Below are 18,254 nucleotides of genomic sequence, written 5' to 3'. Positions count from 1 at the left end.
AGGAGCTAAGTTCAGAGAACATCTTTTTTACGCTTTGTTATTCAGTACCAGCTGGCCGTTTCCATCCAGTGGAATTTGGGTGCCCGGGTCTTTATCCATGCGGATTTTGCCCTGCTGATCGCCAATTTTGTAGGTCACGTCATAGCCCAGCATTTTTTCCGACTTGTCATAGACGGTTTTACAGCGCTGCTGGGTCGTGGTGTAAGTATCGTTATCCTGCATTGCGCCCTGCACCTGGTTACCGGCATAGCCGCCACCCAGCGCGCCGACCACGGTCGCGACATCTTTACCCCGGCCACCGCCAAACTGGTGACCAATCACCCCACCCGCTACCGCACCAAGTACAGAGCCGGCAATACGGTTTTCATCCTGTACCGGACGACGGTGGGTTACGGAGACGTTGCGGCACTCCTGACGTGGGGTTTTTACGGTTTCTTTAATAGGCGTTGCAGAAACCACCTGCGCATACTGCGGGCCGCGATCTAAAACGTTGAGACTGGCAACAGCAGCCACACCTAACGCAGCTGCGACGCCGATCCCTATACCCGCCAACATTGATTTATTCACGGGACTTCCTCCTTTGTTGCTATTGGTAACAATTCTGCTATGGAGGCGCGGCTTCGCCAATAAGACAAAGGATCAAAAAGTGGACATTGGGTGGGGATATATCGCGTTTAGGAGAACTCTTAAGCACCTAATCCACGACGAACAGCATGATATGCTAAAAAATCCCTCCGGAGGGCCCGGAGGGAGTGAAAGATTAGTGCAGCTTCAGACGTGGACGAATGACGCGGTTGATTCTGCCTACCAGCATCATCAGGCCCGTTTTAAAGTAGCCGTGCAGCGCGATCTGGTGCATACGGTACAGGGAGATATACACGAAGCGTGCAATGCGTCCTTCCACCATCATTGAGCCACGCATCAGGTTACCCATCAGGCTGCCGACGGTAGAGAAGTTTGACAGCGATACCAGAGAACCGTGGTCTTTATAGACATACGCCTTCATTGGCTTGCCTTTGTACTGCGCGAGGATGTTGTGCAGCACCAGGCTTGCCATCTGGTGAGCGGCCTGAGCGCGTGGCGGCACGAAGCCCCCTTCAGGACGCGCGCAGGAGGCACAGTCACCAATAGCGAAGATTTCAGGGTCGCGGGTGGTTTGCAGCGTCGGCTCGGTGACCAGCTGGTTAATGCGGTTCGTCTCCAGACCACCGATATCTTTCATAAAGTCAGGCGCTTTGATACCTGCCGCCCAGACCATCAGATCCGCTTTGATATACTCGCCGTCTTTGGTGTGCAGTCCACCTTCGTCAGCGCTGGTCACCATGGTCTGCGTCAGGACGCGCACGCCCAGTTTAGTCAGTTCATTGTGCGCTGCGCCGGAAATGCGCGGAGGCAGCGCAGGCAGAATACGCTCACCCGCTTCAACCAGCGTCACGTTCAGCGCTTCGTTAGTTAACCCTTTGTAACCGTAGCTGTGCAGCTGCTTAACCGCATTGTGCAGCTCTGCGGACAGCTCAACGCCAGTCGCGCCGCCGCCGACAATGGCAATGTTAACCTTGCCATTCGCACCCAGATTGCTGGTGTACTTCAGGAACAGGTTCAGCATTTCCTGATGGAAACGACGCGCCTGGTGCGGGTTATCGAGGAAGATACAGTGCTCTTTAACGCCCGGCGTGTTGAAATCGTTGGAGGTACTGCCGAGCGCCATCACCAGCGTGTCATACGCCAGCTTGCGCTCGGGGACCAGCAGCTCGCCTTTTTCATCACGCAGCTCGGCCAGGGTAATGGTTTTGTTCTCACGGTTGATGTCAACCACCGAGCCCAGCTGGAACTGGAAATGATGGTTGCGCGCGTGCGCCAGATAGCTCAGCGCGTCCACGCCCTCATCCAGTGAGCCGGTCGCTACTTCGTGCAGCAGCGGTTTCCACAGGTGGCTGTGGTTACGATCCACCAGCGTGATTTTGGCTTTTTTACCGCGCCCCAGCTTCTTGCCCAACTGTGTGGCCAGCTCCAGCCCGCCAGCACCACCGCCTACAATCACTATCTTTTTCAATGGCGTAGTCAACGTGACCCCCTCAAATTATTAACCAATTGTTAATTAAAAGTTATGAAAATAACCCTTAATTAACAACAGGTTACATCACTGAAACCATTCAGGTGCATTGAGAATAACACGTCAGGCGCATTGGTCATACCAAAATTGATATGCATCAAGTTTTGATGGCTTAAAAGTAGACAATTCTGGACAAAAAGAAACCCGGTGCGCGTTCGCGACCGGGTTTCTGAAGTGGCAGGCTGTGGTTTAGCCCAGCGTTTTAAAGGCTTTGATGCGCTGGAGGTGTGGGGAGATGTTCTTGAACTTGTGGGTCTGCTCTTCGTCCCAGACGATCTCGTAATAGTGATGCAGCAGCTCTGCGGCCCGATGGCTGTTGAGTGCTTCATCATTACGCGAGAGGATCACCAGACAGCGATCGCGGTTTTTCTCACGGAAGTTGCTCACGCACTTGGTCGCAATATCGACATACTCTTCCGGGCGGTCAATTTTGCCTTCCATGTTCTCATTCGGGAAAAGGTTAGGATTGAAGACCACCTGGCGGATGTCGCACAGGAAGCCAATCCGCTCCGCCCAGTAGCCGCCCAGCCCCACGCCGCAAATCAACGGGCGATCGTCGACGTTAAGCTGCAGCATCTTGTCCACCTCTTTGAGCAGATGCTGCATATCATGCTTCGGATGGCGCGTGCTGTAGCTAATCAGCCGTACATCGGGATCGATAAACTGCAGCTGCAGCACCTTCTCATGATTACCAGGACTGTTTGAGTCAAAACCGTGTAAATAGATGATCATTGTCTTCTCACCACGCTACGCCTTCCGGGAGGGTTTACAGGCTGGCTTTATGTGCCTGCCAGCGCTCATTCAGGTCTTCAAGCCGGGCGTTGACCGACTTCCAGCGCGCCGAATCCATCAGCTCCTGACGGCTAAATGAACCTTTATGATACAAATGCGTAACACGCTCTGCATTGATCGGTGACAGGTTATCCAACACGCTAACGGCACCTTTACGATTATTGCAGACCAAGATCATATCGCAACCTGCATCCAGCGAGGCCTGACCGCGCTCAGCATAGCTGCCCATGATTGCCGCCCCTTCCATCGACAGATCGTCGGAGAAAATGACGCCGTTGAAACCCAGCTCCTGGCGCAGAACGGTTTTCAGCCAGTGCGGAGAGCCACTGGCAGGACGCGGATCAACGTCGCTGTAAATCACGTGTGCCGGCATAATGGCGTCCAGCTTGTTATCGGTGATAAGCGAGCGGAACACCGACATATCTTTGGCGCGAATTTCCGCTTCCGGACGCGGGTCGCGCGGGGTCTCTTTGTGGGAATCCGCCGTCACCGCCCCGTGGCCCGGGAAGTGTTTCCCGGTGGTTTTCATTCCCGCATCGTGCATCCCGTCGATAAACCGGGTCGCCATTGCCAGCGCAATACGCGGATCTCCATGGTAGGAGCGCTCGCCAATCGCGGCGCTGATATGGCCCACGTCCAGCACCGGGGCAAAGCTGATGTCGATATCCATGGCAATCATTTCGCTGGCCATCAGCCAGCCGGCCTCCTGCGCCAGTTTCCCACCCTCTTCCGTACCGAGCAGCGCGGCGAAAGACTGGGCTGCCGGCAGGCGGGTAAAACCGTCGCGAAAACGCTGCACGCGTCCGCCTTCCTGATCGACGGCCACCACCAGATGATTGCGCGACGCGGCGCGGATCTGGCGCACCAGTTCACGCAGCTGCGCCGGATCGTGATAGTTGCGGGTAAACAGGATCAGGCCGCCCACCAGCGGATGCGCCAGAATTTCACGCTCCTCCGCATCCAGCTCAAACCCTTCTACATCCAACATGACTGGACCCACACTCACCTCTCTTATCCTTTCGTTTGTAACTGGCGCCAGGCATCGTCTGCCAGCGCAATAAATTGTTTATCTCTGGACTGCTGCAAACGCATCTCAAACCAGCCCGCCATCAGCATGATGACCCAGGGCCGCCAGCGTCTCACCTGCCATGCCAGCGCATCGGCGTTAAAGTGCGCAACGCTGGCATACTCTCTGATGAGTTTCTGCCGCGCGGCTTCACTTTCCGTCCAGACCGCGGCCAGCTCCAGCGCCACATCGCCGTCTCCGGCATATTCCCAGTCGATAAGCCTGGCGCCCTGTGGCGTATGCACGATGTTCCCGGCGTGCACATCCATATGTAACGGCGAGAGCCGAATCGGTTGCGGCTCGCCCGCTTTACGCAGCCGTTTGAGATGCGCAAGCCACACTGGGGTACGTCTTGCTGGAGAGGCTTGTTGCCAGTAGATTTCCAGCAGTGGAAGTAAGTCGATTCGCCACCCCAGACGCTGTTGCTGGTGCAGATGATACAGCATCGCCGCAAGCGCTGGGGTGTCCGGGAGCGCGCTTTTCACCTCCCCCTCCAGATAGTCGACGGCCATCCAGCCCTTGCTGAAAAATCGGGGTTCAGGCACGAGATCCGACGGAAGGCGTTTGAGGGCGCGAAACTGACGGCGAAACTGGAAAGCCGGGGCGAAGGGATCGTGGTTCTGCCGCAAGACCAGACGGTGCGCGCCCCGCGCTATAATGCAACTCGCGCCGCTAAGCCCGGAGTGGGCCTGCGGCGCGATAAGGCGGTACTGTGGAAAATAACGCGTCAGAATCTCTTCACGCGTGGTGTCATTGTTGCGTAACCGCACCTTTACCTGACCAGATAATTTCGCCTGTCTGAACCAGCATCAGCTGCATCTGCAGGGCTGGGGTATTCACGTTACCGGTCGCATTAGAGTACAGCACATACTGGGCGCCAACGTTGCGGGCAATGCCAATCGCCTTGCTGCGGGTGCCGAGGCTATCCTGCGGCGACAGGCCCAGCTGCTGTTTGGCTAATGCGAGCTGCTGAGCAGAGACCAGCGTAAATTTACCGTTGTTTGCCAGTGCATTGCGCAGCGTTTCTGTCGCTTCGCCCGCGTTCAGCGAACCGTTGGTACGGTTGTTCACGCTATCGACCAGCAGCACGCTGCCTGCCGTCACGCCCTGAGCCTGCAGCATTTTACCGACCATCGGCTGCATCGCACCGTTCCAGTCGTAATGGCGCACGCGCGGCGCAGGTTGTGACGTCTGGTCCTGATGTTCAATCGGGCCAGGCTGTGACGGAATAGACGGTACAGACGGCACGGTTGGCTGGGTCTGCGTTGGCGGTGTCGGCTGCTCGGTACCCGGCTTTGCCTCTTCCACAGGTGCTGGCTGTTCTGTACGGGTCACACACCCTGCGAGGAACAGTGCGAATGCGGTCACGAGCGCATAACGGCTCATATTTTTAATCAAGGTTCACCCCTTAGAGATAAAGATAAAGTCTCACCTTATGCGCACCCAGATAGCTGGCGCTGTCATAGAGCGTTACCGACGACCTTGCCGGAAGAGTGACGCTGCGCGGCGCCTCCAGCGGGTGCATCTCAAGACCTCTTACGTCATACCAGAAAAAACGGTAGTGGACCGTCACCGGTTCATTTCTTTCGTTATAGAGCGTAGAGGAGGCAGAAGATTTAATTTCACTGATGGTCATTGCGGGCTGTTGCGCCGTGATGCCCGCAGCCAGCACGGAGGATTCCATCACCAGCGTCTGTTCATCGCTGACGGGGATCGCCGGACGCGTGCTGCACCCCACAACCATCATCGTCATTACCAGCGCTGCAATACGCCCTTTAAACATGTTACAGACCTTTGTGAGCCAGCATCGGTCCCAGCGGACGTCCACCCAGCAGATGCATGTGAATATGATAAACTTCCTGGCCGCCATGACCATTACAGTTCATGATCAGACGATAACCGTCTTCCGCTATGCCTTCCTGCTCGGCAATTTTCGCCGCCACCGTCAGCATACGACCTAACGCCACTTCGTGCTCGGTTTTTACGTCGTTTACGGTCGGAATCAGAATATTAGGAATGATAAGGATGTGTGTCGGTGCCTGAGGGGAAATGTCCCGGAAAGCCGTTACCAGTTCATCCTGATAGACGATATCCGACGGGATTTCGCGGCGAATAATTTTACTGAAAATCGTTTCTTCAGCCATGACCTTTTCCTTTTTTGTTAGGTGCGTCCGCTGTTAACACACTCTCTGGAGGACTGTGTGACACAATTCAAGAGTATGAGCGAGTTTCTCCTGTCCTTTCAACCTTCTCCCCCGAATTCTTTGCTGAATATTCATCAGCTGACTGAAGAGTGACCGCTCGCGTGCCTTAACGGGCTGAAACATTATTTCAGTTTCGCACGACACATCTGTTTACAGCATTAATGGCAATGCGTATATTTCGCATTTGCATTTTCATGCGCATTTTTAACATAGAAAACGACGTCAGACCGTATTTGTGGGACTGACGCAAACACTCTTCACCGTTCATAAGGGTTTGATAATGTCTTTCATTGATCACACCAGGGATGGGCAACGTCAGCCTGTCGCAACGCCTTCGTTGCTGGCAGCCTGTATTGCTATGGCATTGACGCCAGCCGCCGCTTTCGCTGCATCAGCAACCGAAGACACCGTCGTCGTGGATGGAGGTTTTGACAATACGCAGGATCCTTCCGCAAGTCAGGACCGGGATTACAGCGTAAAAACCACCACCACCGGCACAAAGCTGTTGCTGGTTCCACGCGATATCCCACAGTCCGTCAGCGTGATTAGCCAGCAGCGTATGGCGGATCAGAACCTGCAGTCCATCGGTCAGGTGTTGACTAACACCACGGGCGTAACGGCGCAGGTGCAGGACAGCGATCGTACCGTATTTTACTCGCGCGGATTTTTCGTCAGTAACTACGCCTTTGACGACCTGCCAACCTCCATCAGCGAAGTGTGGAACTTCGGCGACACCGCCGCCGATACCGCGATTTACGACCGTATCGAAGTGGTTCGCGGCGCGACCGGGCTGATGTCCGGCACCGGTAACCCGGCGGCGTACGTCAATATGGTGCGTAAGCATGCGGACAGCAATGAGTTCAAAGGCAATGTCTCGGCCAGCTACGGCAGCTGGGACAAGCAGCGCTACGTGCTGGATCTCCAGGCACCGCTGGTAGAGTCCGGGAAGGTACGGGGACGCCTGATTACGGGCTATCAGGACAACGACAGCTTCGTGGATAACTACCACTACCGGAAGAAGTTCCTCTACGGCGTGGTGGATGCGGACGTCACCGACAGCACCACCCTCTCTGTAGGGTATGAATATCAGGAAAGCCACACCGCCGATCCGACCTGGGGCGGATTGCCTACCTGGTACAGCGACGGGAGTAAAACCGACTACAATCGCAGCCAGACCGTCGCTCCTGACTGGGCCTACTCGGACAAGGATAGCACCCGCATCTTCGCTAACCTGACCCAGCGTTTCGACAACGGCTGGGAAGCGCACGTCAACGGCATGCACGCGGAGACCAACTTCGACAGCAAGCTGATGTATATGTCCGGCTATCCGGAAAAAGAGACCGGGGCGGGCATGGTTGGCTACGGCGGCTGGAACAGAGGTGAACGCAAACAGGATGCAGTTGATGCCTTCCTGCGCGGCGGCTTCGATCTTTTCGGCCGCCAGCATGAGATGATGTTTGGCGGCAGCTTCAGCCGACAGCGCAACCACTATGACAACAGAATGCCGGATGCGCTGTACGGCATGGTGGACGTGGGGAATTTCAAAAACTGGAACGGAAATATCGCCGATCCGCAGTGGACGCCGTGGAAGCTCTACAGCCAGGACGACATTCGCCAGTCCTCAGCGTACACCTCCGCCCGCTTCTCGCTGGCCGACCCGCTGCACCTGATCCTCGGGGCGCGCTACACCAACTACAACATTCGCTATAATCCGGCGGGCTCTCCTGACACCCGTCTGGAAAGCACTGAAGATGACGTAACGCCTTACGCGGGCCTGGTCTACGATATCAACGAAGACTGGTCGACCTACGTCAGCTATACCTCCATCTTCCAGCCGCAGGACAAGCGCGACGCCAGCGGACGTTATCTCAATCCAACCACGGGCAAAAGCTACGAAGCCGGTGTTAAAGCAGACTGGTTTAATACCCGTCTGACCACCTCGCTGGCGATTTTCCGCATCGAGCAGGATAACGTGGCGAGCAACACCTATACCTACATGCCGAGCGGTGAGTCGATTTATGAATCGCTGGACGGCGTGGTCAGCAAAGGGATTGAGTTCGAGCTGAACGGCGCCCTGACCGATAACTGGCAGCTGACGTTCGGCGCGACCCGCTACATTGCGGAAGATAAGAACGGCAGCGCTGTCAGTTCCGATCAGCCGCGCACGACAATGAAGCTGTTTACCCGTTATCAGCTGCCAATGCTGCCGGCGCTGACGGTGGGCGGTGGCGTAAACTGGCAGAACAAAGTGTGGACGGATGTGGACGGTGGCCCGGCGGGACAATCCCGCGCAGAGCAAGGCAGCTACGGACTGGTTAACCTGTTCAGCCGCTATCAGGTCACCAAAGATTTTGCTATTCAGGCGAACGTCAACAACCTGTTCGACAAAGAGTATTACGATTACGTCGGCTCTTACGTGGTTTATGGCGCACCGCTGAACGTCTCAGTGAGCGCAAGCTACGACTTCTGAGTGTTGGCACAACAAACCACAGTAATAAAAAAGGCAGCCATTCGGCTGCCTTAGTCTCCCCAGGTCACAGCTTAGCTGTTGCGGATGTACTCATCCATTTCGGTTTTCAGGTTATCGGATTTAGTACCGAAGATAGCCTGAACGCCCGAACCTGCAACAACCACGCCCGCTGCACCCAGTTTTTTCAGACCCGGCTGGTCCACTTTCGCAACGTCGGCAACGCTCACACGCAGACGAGTGATGCACGCGTCCAGGTTAGTGATGTTCTCTTTACCGCCGAACGCAGCAACCAGTGCCGGAGCCATTTCGCTGGTCGCGCCTGCTTTGCTGTCTTCAGTTGCATCTTCACGACCCGGAGTTTTCAGGTCCAGTGCTTTGATCAGCACGCGGAAGATGGTGTAGTAAACAACGGCATAGCACGCACCCACGATTGGGAACAGCCACAGCTTGCTGCTGTTACCGGACAGAACGATAAAGTCGATCAGGCCGTGAGAGAAGGACGTACCGTCACGCATACCCAGCAGGATACAGATTGGGAACGCCAGGCCAGCCAGTACAGCGTGGATGATGTACAGGATTGGCGCAACGAACATGAAGGAGAACTCGATCGGCTCGGTGATACCGGTCAGGAACGAGGTCAGCGCTGCGGAGATCATGATACCGCCCACTTTTGCACGGTTTTCTGGCTTAGCAGAGTGCCAGATTGCAATAGCAGCAGCCGGCAGGCCGTACATTTTGAACAGGAAGCCACCAGACAGTTTACCTGCAGTTGGGTCACCCGCCATGTAACGTGGGATATCGCCGTGGAACACCTGACCTGCTGCGTTGGTGAATTCACCAATCTGCATCTGGAATGGAACGTTCCAGATGTGGTGCAGACCGAATGGCACCAGGCAACGCTCGATGAAGCCGTAGATACCGAACGCGACAACCGGGTTCTGGTAAGCAGCCCACTGAGAGAAGGTCTGGATAGCGGAACCGATCGGTGGCCAGATGAAGGACAGGATCACGCCAGTGAAAATCGCTGCCAGACCAGAGATGATCGGAACGAAACGCTTGCCCGCGAAGAAGCCCAGATACTCAGGCAGCTTGATGCGATAGAAGCGGTTGAACATATACGCTGCAATCGCACCGGAGATGATACCGCCCAGAACACCGGTATCTGCCAGGTGTTTCGCGGCAATCTCTTCTGCCGGTAAATGCAGAACCAGCGGCGCAACCACAGCCATGGTTTTCACCATGATGCCGTAAGCAACCACTGCAGCCAGCGCAGAAACGCCGTCGTTATTGGTGAAGCCCAGCGCCACACCGATAGCGAAGATCAGAGGCATGTTAGCAAAGACGGAACCGCCTGCTTCAGCCATCACATGGGAAACTACGGCTGGCAGCCAGCTGAAGTTAGCAGAACCGACACCCAGCAGGATACCTGCGATAGGCAGTACGGATACTGGCAGCATCAGCGATTTACCGACCTTTTGCAGGTTAGCAAATGCATTCTTAAACATAATTGAGAGTGCTCCTGAGTATTTGTGCTTTTTTTACGCTTTCACGCATTGGCCCGGGGGGAGTACCGTGCCGTGGACAGGACATCTAAGCGCCCTTTATTTATTACACAGAGTAAAATAATTCCCTCTGAGTTTGTTTGACGGCTATCACGTTTCAGCTTAGGACGGTCGAAAAACTTTCAGTAATTTACAAAAAGCATGTCTGGATGTTTCTAAGAACACCGTCACCGCCCCAAATGAGGCGGTGAACTTTACTCGTTTTATTTATTAATTACGAGCCTAAAAAAAACAGGCTTATCAGACGGATTGCAGGCGGGCGGGGTCGATATGGAACAGCGCAGAGAAGTTTTGCGTCGTGACGCGGGCCAGCTCTTCGATACTGACGCCTTTAAGCACGGCCATGTACTCTGCGACGTCTCGCGTCATGGCCGGCTGGTTCTCTTTACCGCGATGCGGTACCGGCGCCAGATACGGAGAGTCTGTTTCCACCAGAATGCGATCGAGCGGGACATAGCGCGCAGCATCACGGAGCTGCTCAGCGTTACGGAACGTCACGATCCCGGAAAACGAAATATAAAACCCCAAATCAAGCAGTTTACCCGCCGTTTCTCTGTCTTCTGTGAAACAGTGTAGTACGCCACCGCAATCCGTCACGTTTTCTTCCCGGAGGATCGCCAGCGTATCGGCGCGCGCATCGCGTGTATGTACGATGACCGGTTTATTCAGTTCGCGGCCGATGCGAATATGGTTGCGGAAAGACGCCTGCTGGCGCGCTTTCGTTTCCGGCGTGTAAAAATAGTCCAGCCCGGTTTCACCCATCGCCACGACGCCCGCTTCTGCTGCCAGTCGGCGCAGCTCTTCTACGTCATACTCTTCGTCCTGGTTCAGCGGATGAACGCCGCAGGAAAACACCACGTTATCGCGAACGCCCACCAGCTCACGCATTGAGCGATACCCCGGCAGCGTCGTCGCCACCGCAAGACAAAATTTCACATCGCGGGCAGCGGCTTTCGCCAGCACGTCATCCACGTCGTTGTGCAGGGATTGATAATCCAGGCCATCAAGATGGCAGTGTGAGTCGACTAAAAACATAATGTCTCTCTCAGAGATGGGAAACAGGCGGCGTAACGCCCGGTTGCAGGTAGTGTTCAATACGCAGTAACTGGTCGGTCAGCAAAAGCTCGCGATTAAGACCCGTCACGGTTAAAAGCTGTTCGCGGCTCTCGCAAACATCATGAAGGATAGCGTGCAGAGACGCGCCTGTAAGGCGGCTCGCCAGCATGTTCACCAGGGGCCACGCGTCCGGGTTAGTCAACAGCGTAGCCCCTTGCTGGATTTTTAGCGCATCGAGCAATAAGGAAGCCAGCCAGTGCAGACGCTCGACGGCCCGATCGCTATTCAGCGCAGGCAGTAAACTCAGCCAGTCCTGGTTGTTAAGTGAAGCCTCAACGGCCCGGCAGAGCGCTTCTCGCTGCGACCAGACGTCAGGCTGTAGTAATGCCAGCGCCGCCGCGGGGGCGCCGCTGCTGAGGCGCAGCGCAGACAACGCACTCTCTTGTGACGTTGTCACCTCTCGCTCAAGCCAGCTTAACGCCCACGATTCCTGAGGCACCGCCAGATGATGAAGACGACAACGGCTGCGCAGCGTCGCCAGTAAACGTCCCGGGTCCCGGCAGGAAAGGAAAAACCACGTATTTTCCGGCGGCTCTTCCAGGGTTTTAAGCAGCGCGTTCGCCGCCGCCTCGGTAAGCAACGCAGCGTCGTTGAGCCAGACCACTTTTGCCCCGCCCAGACGCGCATGTTCGTACAGTTTCTCGCTGACTTCACGCACGGCATCAATGCCAAGCGCGCTTTTGCCCTTCTCAGGCTCAAGCGTGTAATAGTCAGGATGCGTGCCGGCCTGCATCAGCTGGCAGCCGCGGCATTTACCGCAGCTTTTATGCCCTTCCGGCTGCTGGCACATCAGAAAACGAGTGATGGCGTAGATCAACGCATCATCCCCCATTCCCGGCAACGCCTGAATCAGTAACGCATGATGCCCCCGACCGGCCTGATAGCTGGCGATCAGCTGTTCAAAGTGCGGGCGCAACCATGGATACCATTTCATGCCTGCTGCTCCTGTAGCCACTGCGTAACGGTCTGTTGAATATCGCGCGTGACGTCGTCCAGAGATTGCGTGGCGTCAATGGTACGAATTGCGCTGTCCCGTGCGGCCAGCTCAAGATAGCGTGCGCGCGTGCGGTTAAAGAAATCGAAAGACTCTTGCTCAATGCGGTCCAGTTCGCCGCGCGCGCGGGCGCGCCTGAGGCCCACTTCCGGGGTCACATCCAGGTAGAGGGTCAGGTCCGGGCGAAAATCCCCCAGTACGGCATCGCGAAGGGTTGCCAGCATCGCCTGGTCAATACCGCGGCCGCCGCCCTGATAGGCCTGAGTCGACAGATCGTGACGGTCGCCGATCACCCACTTGCCGTCGGCCAGCGCAGGTTTAATCACGGTCTCAACCAGCTGGACGCGCGCCGCATAGAACATCAGCACTTCGGCTTTGTCAGTAATAACCTCGTCGCCAACGGATTTAATATCCAGCACCAGACTGCGCAGTTTCTCCGCCAGCTGAGTACCGCCCGGCTCGCGGGTAAAGACCATGTCAGCGACGCCAAGCGATTTCAGCGTATCCACTACCACGTTACGGGCGGTGGTTTTACCCGCCCCTTCGAGTCCCTCAATGACAATGTATTTACTGCGCATTTTTTTCCTTAAGTGCCTTCAGATAGTCCTGAACAGAGCGATTATGGCTGGCAAGGTTGGTGTTAAAGGTATGCCCCCCTTTTCCATCAGCCACAAAATAGAGGTAGGGTGTTTTGGCCGGGTGCGCGGCGGCTTTGAGCGAAGCCTCGCTCGGCGTGGCTATCGGGCCCGGCGGCAAGCCGTTAATCACGTAGGTATTATACGCCGTTGGCGTCTCCAGATCTTTTCTGGAGATCTTACCGGCATAGCTCTCGCCCATGCCGTAGATAACGGTCGGGTCGGTTTGCAGACGCATGCCGATGCGCAGGCGGTTGATAAATACCGACGCGACCCGGTCGCGCTCGGCCGCCACGGCCGTCTCTTTCTCAATGATCGAGGCCATTGTCACAAACTGGTTTTGATCTTGATAAGGCAGCCCGTCCATGCGCCCTTCCCAGGCGGAATCAACTGCCTCAACCATCTTTTTGTGTGCCCGTTTAAGAATCGCCACATCGGTCGTGCCCGCCGTATACATCCAGGTGTCTGGCCAAAACCAGCCTTCCACCCACTCAGGATGTTCAAATTTCAGCACCTCGGCGACCGTCTCATAGCGGTCATCTTTGAGCGTGTGCTTGATGTAAGGCGCATCACGCAGCTGCTTGAGGTAATCGCTTAAGCGCATCCCTTCAACAAAGCGCAGCGGGAACTGTGCCTCTTTACCGCTTTCCAGCAGCTGCAGCATCTCTCTGACGGTCATGCCGGGCGTAAAGCGATAGGTACCAGCCTTGAAGTGAGACAGTTCAGGCTCGATACGCAATAACCACTGGAACACGCGTGGACGGTTGATGATTTTATCCCCGTAAAGCTGCTCGCCCAGCGCCATCCGCCCGGTACCGGCTTTCAGGGTAAAAATCGTCTCGTCTTTAATCAGGATTTTACTGTCCGCCAGCTGGCGAACCTTCCATACTCCCGCTCCGCCGGCAATACCCAGCGCAACGATCAGGAGAAGGACAAAGCGCAACATTTTCTTCATGACTTTTTGATTTGCTCACATATCGGGGCTAAAAACGTAAAGAGCTCTCGCGAAGACCAGCGCTGTTGACCATACGCCCGAACGGGTATAACAGGCATCAGCGCATTGCAGATCACAACTTCATCGGCGGACAGCAGCGCCTCTTCCTTCGCGTTTACTTCGACAACGCGAAAGCCTGCATGTGCCAGCTGTTGCAAATAAAACTGGCGCATGATGCCGTTAACCCCAGCCTGCTCCAGCGAAGGGGTGAAGACCTCACGGCCCTTCCGCCAGAGTAAATTAGCCGCACAGCATTCCGTAATGAACCCTTCGCTGTCAAGGACTAGCGCCTCATCGGCGTCCGTCTGTTCAAGATGAGTACGAATAAGCACCTGTTCAAGGCGGTTAAGATGTTTTATTCCGGCGAGCATAGGGTTTCGCCCCAGCCGTACCGGGCTCAGCGTCAGCGTTACCCCCTCCTCACGCCAGCGCGCATAGTGAGCAGGATACGCTGATACGGAAAGAATACGCGTGGGATGCTGACAGGCGGAACCGCTGTACCCTCGCCCGCCGCTGCCGCGGCTAAGAATAACTTTTAAAACGCCGTTTGTATTACCTGACGCCAGCCAGCGCATCTCGCGCTCGAGAATGTCCCACTGCATGAAGGGAATCAGCAATTTCTCGCAGGCTTTTTGTAAACGACGGATATGGGCGTCAAGCAGGCTCACCTCACCGTCAAGAATACGCGCAGTGGTGAAACAGCCATCGCCAAACTGGATTGCCCTGTCGCTTGCCGGCAGCGTTTCTTGCTCAAGGCCATTAATTAAAAACATGGTGGCTCCTTATGCGTGGAGGCTCAGTCTGGCAGGATGTTAAAAGCCGGGCAAGGGGATTTTCCCTAATAAAAAAGGCCCGCCAAGCGGACCTTTTTTTATAGCTTTCAGGCAGTCAGGCTCAGACCTTTTTGAAGATCAGAGAACCATTCGTACCGCCAAAGCCGAAGGAGTTACACAGGGTGTACTCCATACCGCTAACCTGACGCGCTTCGTGCGGAACGAAGTCCAGATCGCAACCCTCATCCGGGTTATCCAGGTTGATGGTTGGCGGCACAGCCTGATCGCGCAGCGCAAGGATAGAGTAGATTGACTCTACTGCACCCGCCGCACCCAGCAGGTGACCGGTCATGGATTTCGTGGAGCTGACCATTACGCGGCTGGCAGCCTCGCCGAAGATAGACTTAACCGCCTGCGCTTCTGCTTTATCGCCTGCAGGCGTAGAAGTGCCGTGCGCGTTAACGTAGCCAATCTGTGCAGGGGTAATACCCGCATCACGGATCGCATTTTCCATCGCCAGCGCAGCACCCGCGCCGTTCTCCGGAGGAGACGTCATGTGATACGCATCGCTGCTCATCCCGAAGCCAACGACTTCAGCATAAATTTTCGCACCACGTTTTTTCGCATGTTCGTACTCTTCCAGTACGAGCATACCTGCGCCGTCACCCAGCACGAAACCATCGCGGTCTTTATCCCACGGACGGCTCGCCGCCTGAGGGTTATCGTTACGGGTAGAGAGCGCACGCGCTGCGCCGAAACCACCAACACCCAGTGGGGTACTGGCTTTTTCAGCACCGCCCGCAACCATAGCATCTGCATCGCCGTACGCAATGATACGCGCGGCCTGGCCGATGTTATGTACGCCAGACGTACACGCGGTAGCGATAGAGATGCTTGGCCCACGCAGGCCGAACATAATGGTCAGGTGACCTGCCACCATGTTAACAATCGTGGACGGAACGAAGAACGGGCTGATCTTACGCGGTCCGCCATTCATCAGCGATGTATGGTTTTCCTCGATCAGGCCAAGACCACCAATCCCGGAGCCGATAGCGGCGCCGATACGGGTTGCGTTCTCTTCCGTAATCTCAAGGCCAGAATCCTGCATGGCCTGAACGCCAGCGACAATTCCATATTGAATGAAGGCATCCATCTTGCGCTGTTCTTTGCGCGAGATGATCTCTTCACAGTTAAAATCCTTTACTAAGCCAGCAAATTTCGTTGCATAGGCGCTAGTATCGAAATGGTCGATTAGGCTGATGCCGCTCTGACCGGCAAGGAGAGCTTTCCAGGTGGACTCTACGGTATTGCCGACAGGAGACAACATGCCAAGTCCGGTCACAACTACACGACGCTTAGACACGTTTGTCCTCCAGGGAGGGATAAAAAAAGATACGTGGGACTAAAAAAGATAAAACTCAGGCGGTCGAATGACCGCCTGGAGATGTTCACTTACGCCTGGTGGCCGTTGATGTAATCAATGGCAGCCTGAACGGTGGTGATTTTCTCAGCTTCTTCGTCCGGAATCTCAGTATCAAACTCTTCTTCCAGAGCCATTACCAGCTCAACGGTGTCAAGAGAATCTGCGCCCAGGTCTTCAACGAAGGAAGCGGAGTTCACAACTTCTTCCTGCTTAACGCCCAGCTGTTCGCCGATAATTTTCTTAACGCGTTCTTCGATAGTGCTCATACTCTTAAATTTCCTATCAAAACTCGCTTTCGCGATGGTTTTCGTAGTGTATAAAATGTTGAAAAATTTGCAACTAAATCCCGGCAGGTCTTACCACGATTTTACGTTATTTTGAGGCCATTTGCCCTAATAACGCAAATATTTTCGATCGTGATTAAACCATGTACATCCCGCCGTTGACGTGGAGGGTCTCACCAGTGATGTAACCCGCTTCGTCAGAGGCTAAAAATGCAACCGCACTGGCGATTTCTTTAGGGTCGCCAAGACGACCCGCCGGAACTGCCGCCAGCGTACCCGCACGCTGATCATCAGTCAGCGCACGCGTCATGTCCGTTTCAATAAAGCCCGGAGCAACAACGTTTACAGTAATCCCGCGGGACGCGACTTCACGCGCCAGCGACTTACTGAAACCGATCAGACCTGCTTTCGCCGCAGCGTAGTTAGCCTGACCAGCATTTCCCATGGTACCAACCACAGAACCAACAGTGATAATACGACCATGACGCTTTTTCATCATAGCGCGCATTACCGCTTTTGACAGACGGAATACAGATGACAGGTTGGTTTCGATAATATCGTTCCACTCATCATCTTTCATTCGCATCAGCAGGTTGTCGCGAGTGATCCCGGCATTATTGACCAGAATATCCACTTCACCAAACTCTGCGCGAATATTTTCCAGAACAGATTCGATAGATGCAGGTTCGGTCACATTCAGTACCAAACCTTTACCGTTCGCACCCAGATACTCGCTGATGGCCTGAGCGCCATTCTCGCTGGTTGCTGTACCAATCACCTTCGCGCCGCGCGCGACCAGTGTTTCAGCAATTGCACGCCCGATACCGCGGCTTGCGCCAGTCACCAGGGCAATTTTTCCTTCAAAACTCATGGTATTCCTCTTTTATTGCGAGAGTGCCGCTGACATCGCTTCCGGCTCGTTAATCGCCGAGGCAGTCAGGGTGTCAACAATACGTTTCGTCAGACCGGTGAGGACTTTACCAGGACCGACTTCATAAAGGTGCTCAACGCCCTGAGAGGCCATAAACTCAACGGTTTTGGTCCACTGTACCGGGCTATAGAGCTGGCGAACCAGTGCGTCACGGATAGCCTCAGGCGCGGTTTCGCATTTCACATCGACGTTGTTCACAACGGAAATCGTCGGTGCGTTAAAGGTAATTTTTTCCAGCTCAGCCGCCAGTTTCTCGGCTGCGGGCTTCATCAGTGCGCAGTGAGACGGTACGCTGACCGGCAGCGGCAGTGCGCGTTTGGCGCCCGCGGCTTTACAGGCAGCACCGGCACGTTCAACGGCCTCTTTATGACCAGCAATAACAACCTGGCCCGGCGAGTTGAAGTTAACCGGAGAAACCACCTGCCCTTCAGCAGATTCTTCACACGCTTTTGCAATCGCGGCATCATCCAGACCAATAATGGCAGACATGCCACCCGTTCCTTCTGGCACCGCTTCCTGCATGAATTTACCGCGCAGTTCTACCAGGCGCACCGCGTCAGCAAACGCAATCACACCGGCGCACACCAGCGCAGAGTATTCACCCAGGCTATGGCCCGCGAGCAGCGCTGGCGCTTTACCGCCCTGCTGCTGCCATACGCGCCACAGCGCAACGGACGCAGTCAGCAACGCTGGCTGAGTTTGCCAGGTTTTGTTCAGCTCTTCGGCCGGACCCTGTTGGGTCAGCGCCCACAGATCATAACCCAGCGCATCTGAAGCTTCACGAAAAGTCTCTTCAATGACCGGGTAGTTTGCTGCCATTTCAGACAACATCCCAACGGTTTGAGAACCCTGGCCCGGGAACACAAAAGCAAATTGCGTCATTTTTTATTCCTTATA

19 protein-coding genes are annotated in these 18,254 nt (G+C 55.2%); 1 reads left to right on the top strand and 18 read right to left on the bottom strand.

Features of this window, described 5'->3' with window-relative positions:
* Positions 1-27: 27 nt before the first annotated feature.
* The 8 genes from IM291_RS01505 to hinT form a co-directional block, all read right to left on the bottom strand.
* Entirely contained in the window at positions 28-567 is a 540-nt protein-coding gene (locus IM291_RS01505) for a glycine zipper 2TM domain-containing protein (RefSeq protein ID WP_028012731.1), read from the bottom strand.
* Positions 568-760: 193 nt separating this feature from the next.
* Positions 761-2,065 carry an NAD(P)/FAD-dependent oxidoreductase gene (locus IM291_RS01500; RefSeq protein WP_041910505.1) on the bottom strand — a complete coding sequence of 435 codons (1,305 nt, stop codon included), beginning with the start codon at positions 2,063-2,065 and terminating at the stop codon, positions 761-763.
* Positions 2,066-2,302: 237 nt separating this feature from the next.
* The gene (gene ycfP, locus IM291_RS01495; protein WP_008500781.1) at positions 2,303-2,845 is read right to left on the bottom strand and encodes an alpha/beta hydrolase YcfP; all 543 of its coding nucleotides are present in this window, start codon (positions 2,843-2,845) and stop codon (positions 2,303-2,305) included.
* A gap of 34 nt (positions 2,846-2,879) precedes the next feature.
* Positions 2,880-3,905 carry a beta-N-acetylhexosaminidase gene (gene nagZ, locus IM291_RS01490; protein ID WP_192986155.1) on the bottom strand — a complete coding sequence of 342 codons (1,026 nt, stop codon included), beginning with the start codon at positions 3,903-3,905 and terminating at the stop codon, positions 2,880-2,882.
* A gap of 11 nt (positions 3,906-3,916) precedes the next feature.
* Positions 3,917-4,741 (bottom strand): thiamine kinase, encoded by an 825-nt coding sequence (thiK, locus tag IM291_RS01485; RefSeq protein WP_192985951.1) that lies wholly within the window; start codon positions 4,739-4,741, stop codon positions 3,917-3,919.
* The gene (gene lpoB, locus IM291_RS01480) at positions 4,722-5,366 is read right to left on the bottom strand and encodes a penicillin-binding protein activator LpoB (RefSeq protein WP_088205017.1); all 645 of its coding nucleotides are present in this window, start codon (positions 5,364-5,366) and stop codon (positions 4,722-4,724) included. The genes thiK and lpoB overlap by 20 nt, the downstream gene beginning before the upstream one ends.
* A gap of 13 nt (positions 5,367-5,379) precedes the next feature.
* On the bottom strand, positions 5,380-5,754 hold the full coding sequence (locus IM291_RS01475) for a YcfL family protein (protein WP_126817563.1): 375 nt from the start codon (positions 5,752-5,754) through the stop codon (positions 5,380-5,382).
* A gap of 1 nt (position 5,755) precedes the next feature.
* A complete protein-coding gene (hinT, locus tag IM291_RS01470) occupies positions 5,756-6,115 on the bottom strand; it encodes a purine nucleoside phosphoramidase (protein ID WP_192985950.1) in 360 nt (119 codons plus the stop codon).
* 340 nt (positions 6,116-6,455) lie between these two features.
* Here hinT and fhuE point away from each other — a divergent pair, with 340 nt between their 5' ends.
* Positions 6,456-8,645, top strand: a complete 2,190-nt coding sequence (gene fhuE, locus IM291_RS01465) for a ferric-rhodotorulic acid/ferric-coprogen receptor FhuE (RefSeq protein WP_192985949.1) — start codon at positions 6,456-6,458, stop codon at positions 8,643-8,645.
* 71 nt (positions 8,646-8,716) lie between these two features.
* Here fhuE and ptsG read toward each other — a convergent pair whose 3' ends face one another.
* From ptsG to fabD, 10 genes are all read right to left on the bottom strand, one after another.
* Entirely contained in the window at positions 8,717-10,150 is a 1,434-nt protein-coding gene (ptsG, locus tag IM291_RS01460; RefSeq protein WP_028012724.1) for a PTS glucose transporter subunit IIBC, read from the bottom strand.
* 297 nt (positions 10,151-10,447) lie between these two features.
* On the bottom strand, positions 10,448-11,242 hold the full coding sequence (locus tag IM291_RS01455; RefSeq protein ID WP_047368291.1) for a metal-dependent hydrolase: 795 nt from the start codon (positions 11,240-11,242) through the stop codon (positions 10,448-10,450).
* A gap of 10 nt (positions 11,243-11,252) precedes the next feature.
* Complete coding sequence (gene holB, locus IM291_RS01450; protein WP_192985948.1) at positions 11,253-12,257, bottom strand: DNA polymerase III subunit delta'; 1,005 nt, start codon at positions 12,255-12,257, stop codon at positions 11,253-11,255.
* A complete protein-coding gene (gene tmk, locus IM291_RS01445) occupies positions 12,254-12,895 on the bottom strand; it encodes a dTMP kinase (protein WP_041910511.1) in 642 nt (213 codons plus the stop codon). Before tmk ends, holB begins: the two co-directional genes overlap by 4 nt.
* Complete coding sequence (gene yceG / locus IM291_RS01440; protein ID WP_041910512.1) at positions 12,885-13,907, bottom strand: cell division protein YceG; 1,023 nt, start codon at positions 13,905-13,907, stop codon at positions 12,885-12,887. The genes tmk and yceG overlap by 11 nt, the downstream gene beginning before the upstream one ends.
* Positions 13,904-14,719 carry an aminodeoxychorismate lyase gene (gene pabC, locus IM291_RS01435; protein WP_192985947.1) on the bottom strand — a complete coding sequence of 272 codons (816 nt, stop codon included), beginning with the start codon at positions 14,717-14,719 and terminating at the stop codon, positions 13,904-13,906. Before pabC ends, yceG begins: the two co-directional genes overlap by 4 nt.
* Before the next feature lie 121 nt (positions 14,720-14,840).
* A complete protein-coding gene (gene fabF / locus IM291_RS01430; RefSeq protein ID WP_045630098.1) occupies positions 14,841-16,082 on the bottom strand; it encodes a beta-ketoacyl-ACP synthase II in 1,242 nt (413 codons plus the stop codon).
* 89 nt (positions 16,083-16,171) lie between these two features.
* Positions 16,172-16,408: an acyl carrier protein gene (acpP, locus tag IM291_RS01425; protein WP_003857954.1), complete on the bottom strand. Its 237-nt coding sequence runs from the start codon at positions 16,406-16,408 to the stop codon at positions 16,172-16,174.
* A 154-nt stretch (positions 16,409-16,562) separates the two neighbouring features.
* Positions 16,563-17,297 carry a 3-oxoacyl-ACP reductase FabG gene (fabG, locus tag IM291_RS01420; protein WP_010429699.1) on the bottom strand — a complete coding sequence of 245 codons (735 nt, stop codon included), beginning with the start codon at positions 17,295-17,297 and terminating at the stop codon, positions 16,563-16,565.
* A 12-nt stretch (positions 17,298-17,309) separates the two neighbouring features.
* Positions 17,310-18,239 carry an ACP S-malonyltransferase gene (gene fabD / locus IM291_RS01415; protein WP_028012717.1) on the bottom strand — a complete coding sequence of 310 codons (930 nt, stop codon included), beginning with the start codon at positions 18,237-18,239 and terminating at the stop codon, positions 17,310-17,312.
* Positions 18,240-18,254: the final 15 nt, after the last annotated feature.

The organism is Enterobacter cloacae complex sp. P27C (assembly GCF_014895705.1).
Taxonomy (GTDB): domain Bacteria; phylum Pseudomonadota; class Gammaproteobacteria; order Enterobacterales; family Enterobacteriaceae; genus Enterobacter; species Enterobacter bugandensis.
Note: the sequence above shows the minus strand (reverse complement) of the source record. Positions and strands in the feature narration are given on the sequence as shown.

Coding starts and splice junctions, on each gene's coding strand:
- ycfP (WP_008500781.1), bottom strand. CDS start 2,845: ATGATCATCTATTTACACGGTTTTGACTCAAACAGTCCTGGTAATCAT.
- hinT (WP_192985950.1), bottom strand. CDS start 6,115: ATGGCTGAAGAAACGATTTTCAGTAAAATTATTCGCCGCGAAATCCCG.
- fabG (WP_010429699.1), bottom strand. CDS start 17,297: ATGAGTTTTGAAGGAAAAATTGCCCTGGTGACTGGCGCAAGCCGCGGT.
- fabD (WP_028012717.1), bottom strand. CDS start 18,239: ATGACGCAATTTGCTTTTGTGTTCCCGGGCCAGGGTTCTCAAACCGTT.
- ptsG (WP_028012724.1), bottom strand. CDS start 10,150: ATGTTTAAGAATGCATTTGCTAACCTGCAAAAGGTCGGTAAATCGCTG.
- tmk (WP_041910511.1), bottom strand. CDS start 12,895: ATGCGCAGTAAATACATTGTCATTGAGGGACTCGAAGGGGCGGGTAAA.
- holB (WP_192985948.1), bottom strand. CDS start 12,257: ATGAAATGGTATCCATGGTTGCGCCCGCACTTTGAACAGCTGATCGCC.
- IM291_RS01455 (WP_047368291.1), bottom strand. CDS start 11,242: ATGTTTTTAGTCGACTCACACTGCCATCTTGATGGCCTGGATTATCAA.
- IM291_RS01475 (WP_126817563.1), bottom strand. CDS start 5,754: ATGTTTAAAGGGCGTATTGCAGCGCTGGTAATGACGATGATGGTTGTG.
- pabC (WP_192985947.1), bottom strand. CDS start 14,719: ATGTTTTTAATTAATGGCCTTGAGCAAGAAACGCTGCCGGCAAGCGAC.
- fhuE (WP_192985949.1), top strand. CDS start 6,456: ATGTCTTTCATTGATCACACCAGGGATGGGCAACGTCAGCCTGTCGCA.
- acpP (WP_003857954.1), bottom strand. CDS start 16,408: ATGAGCACTATCGAAGAACGCGTTAAGAAAATTATCGGCGAACAGCTG.
- yceG (WP_041910512.1), bottom strand. CDS start 13,907: ATGAAGAAAATGTTGCGCTTTGTCCTTCTCCTGATCGTTGCGCTGGGT.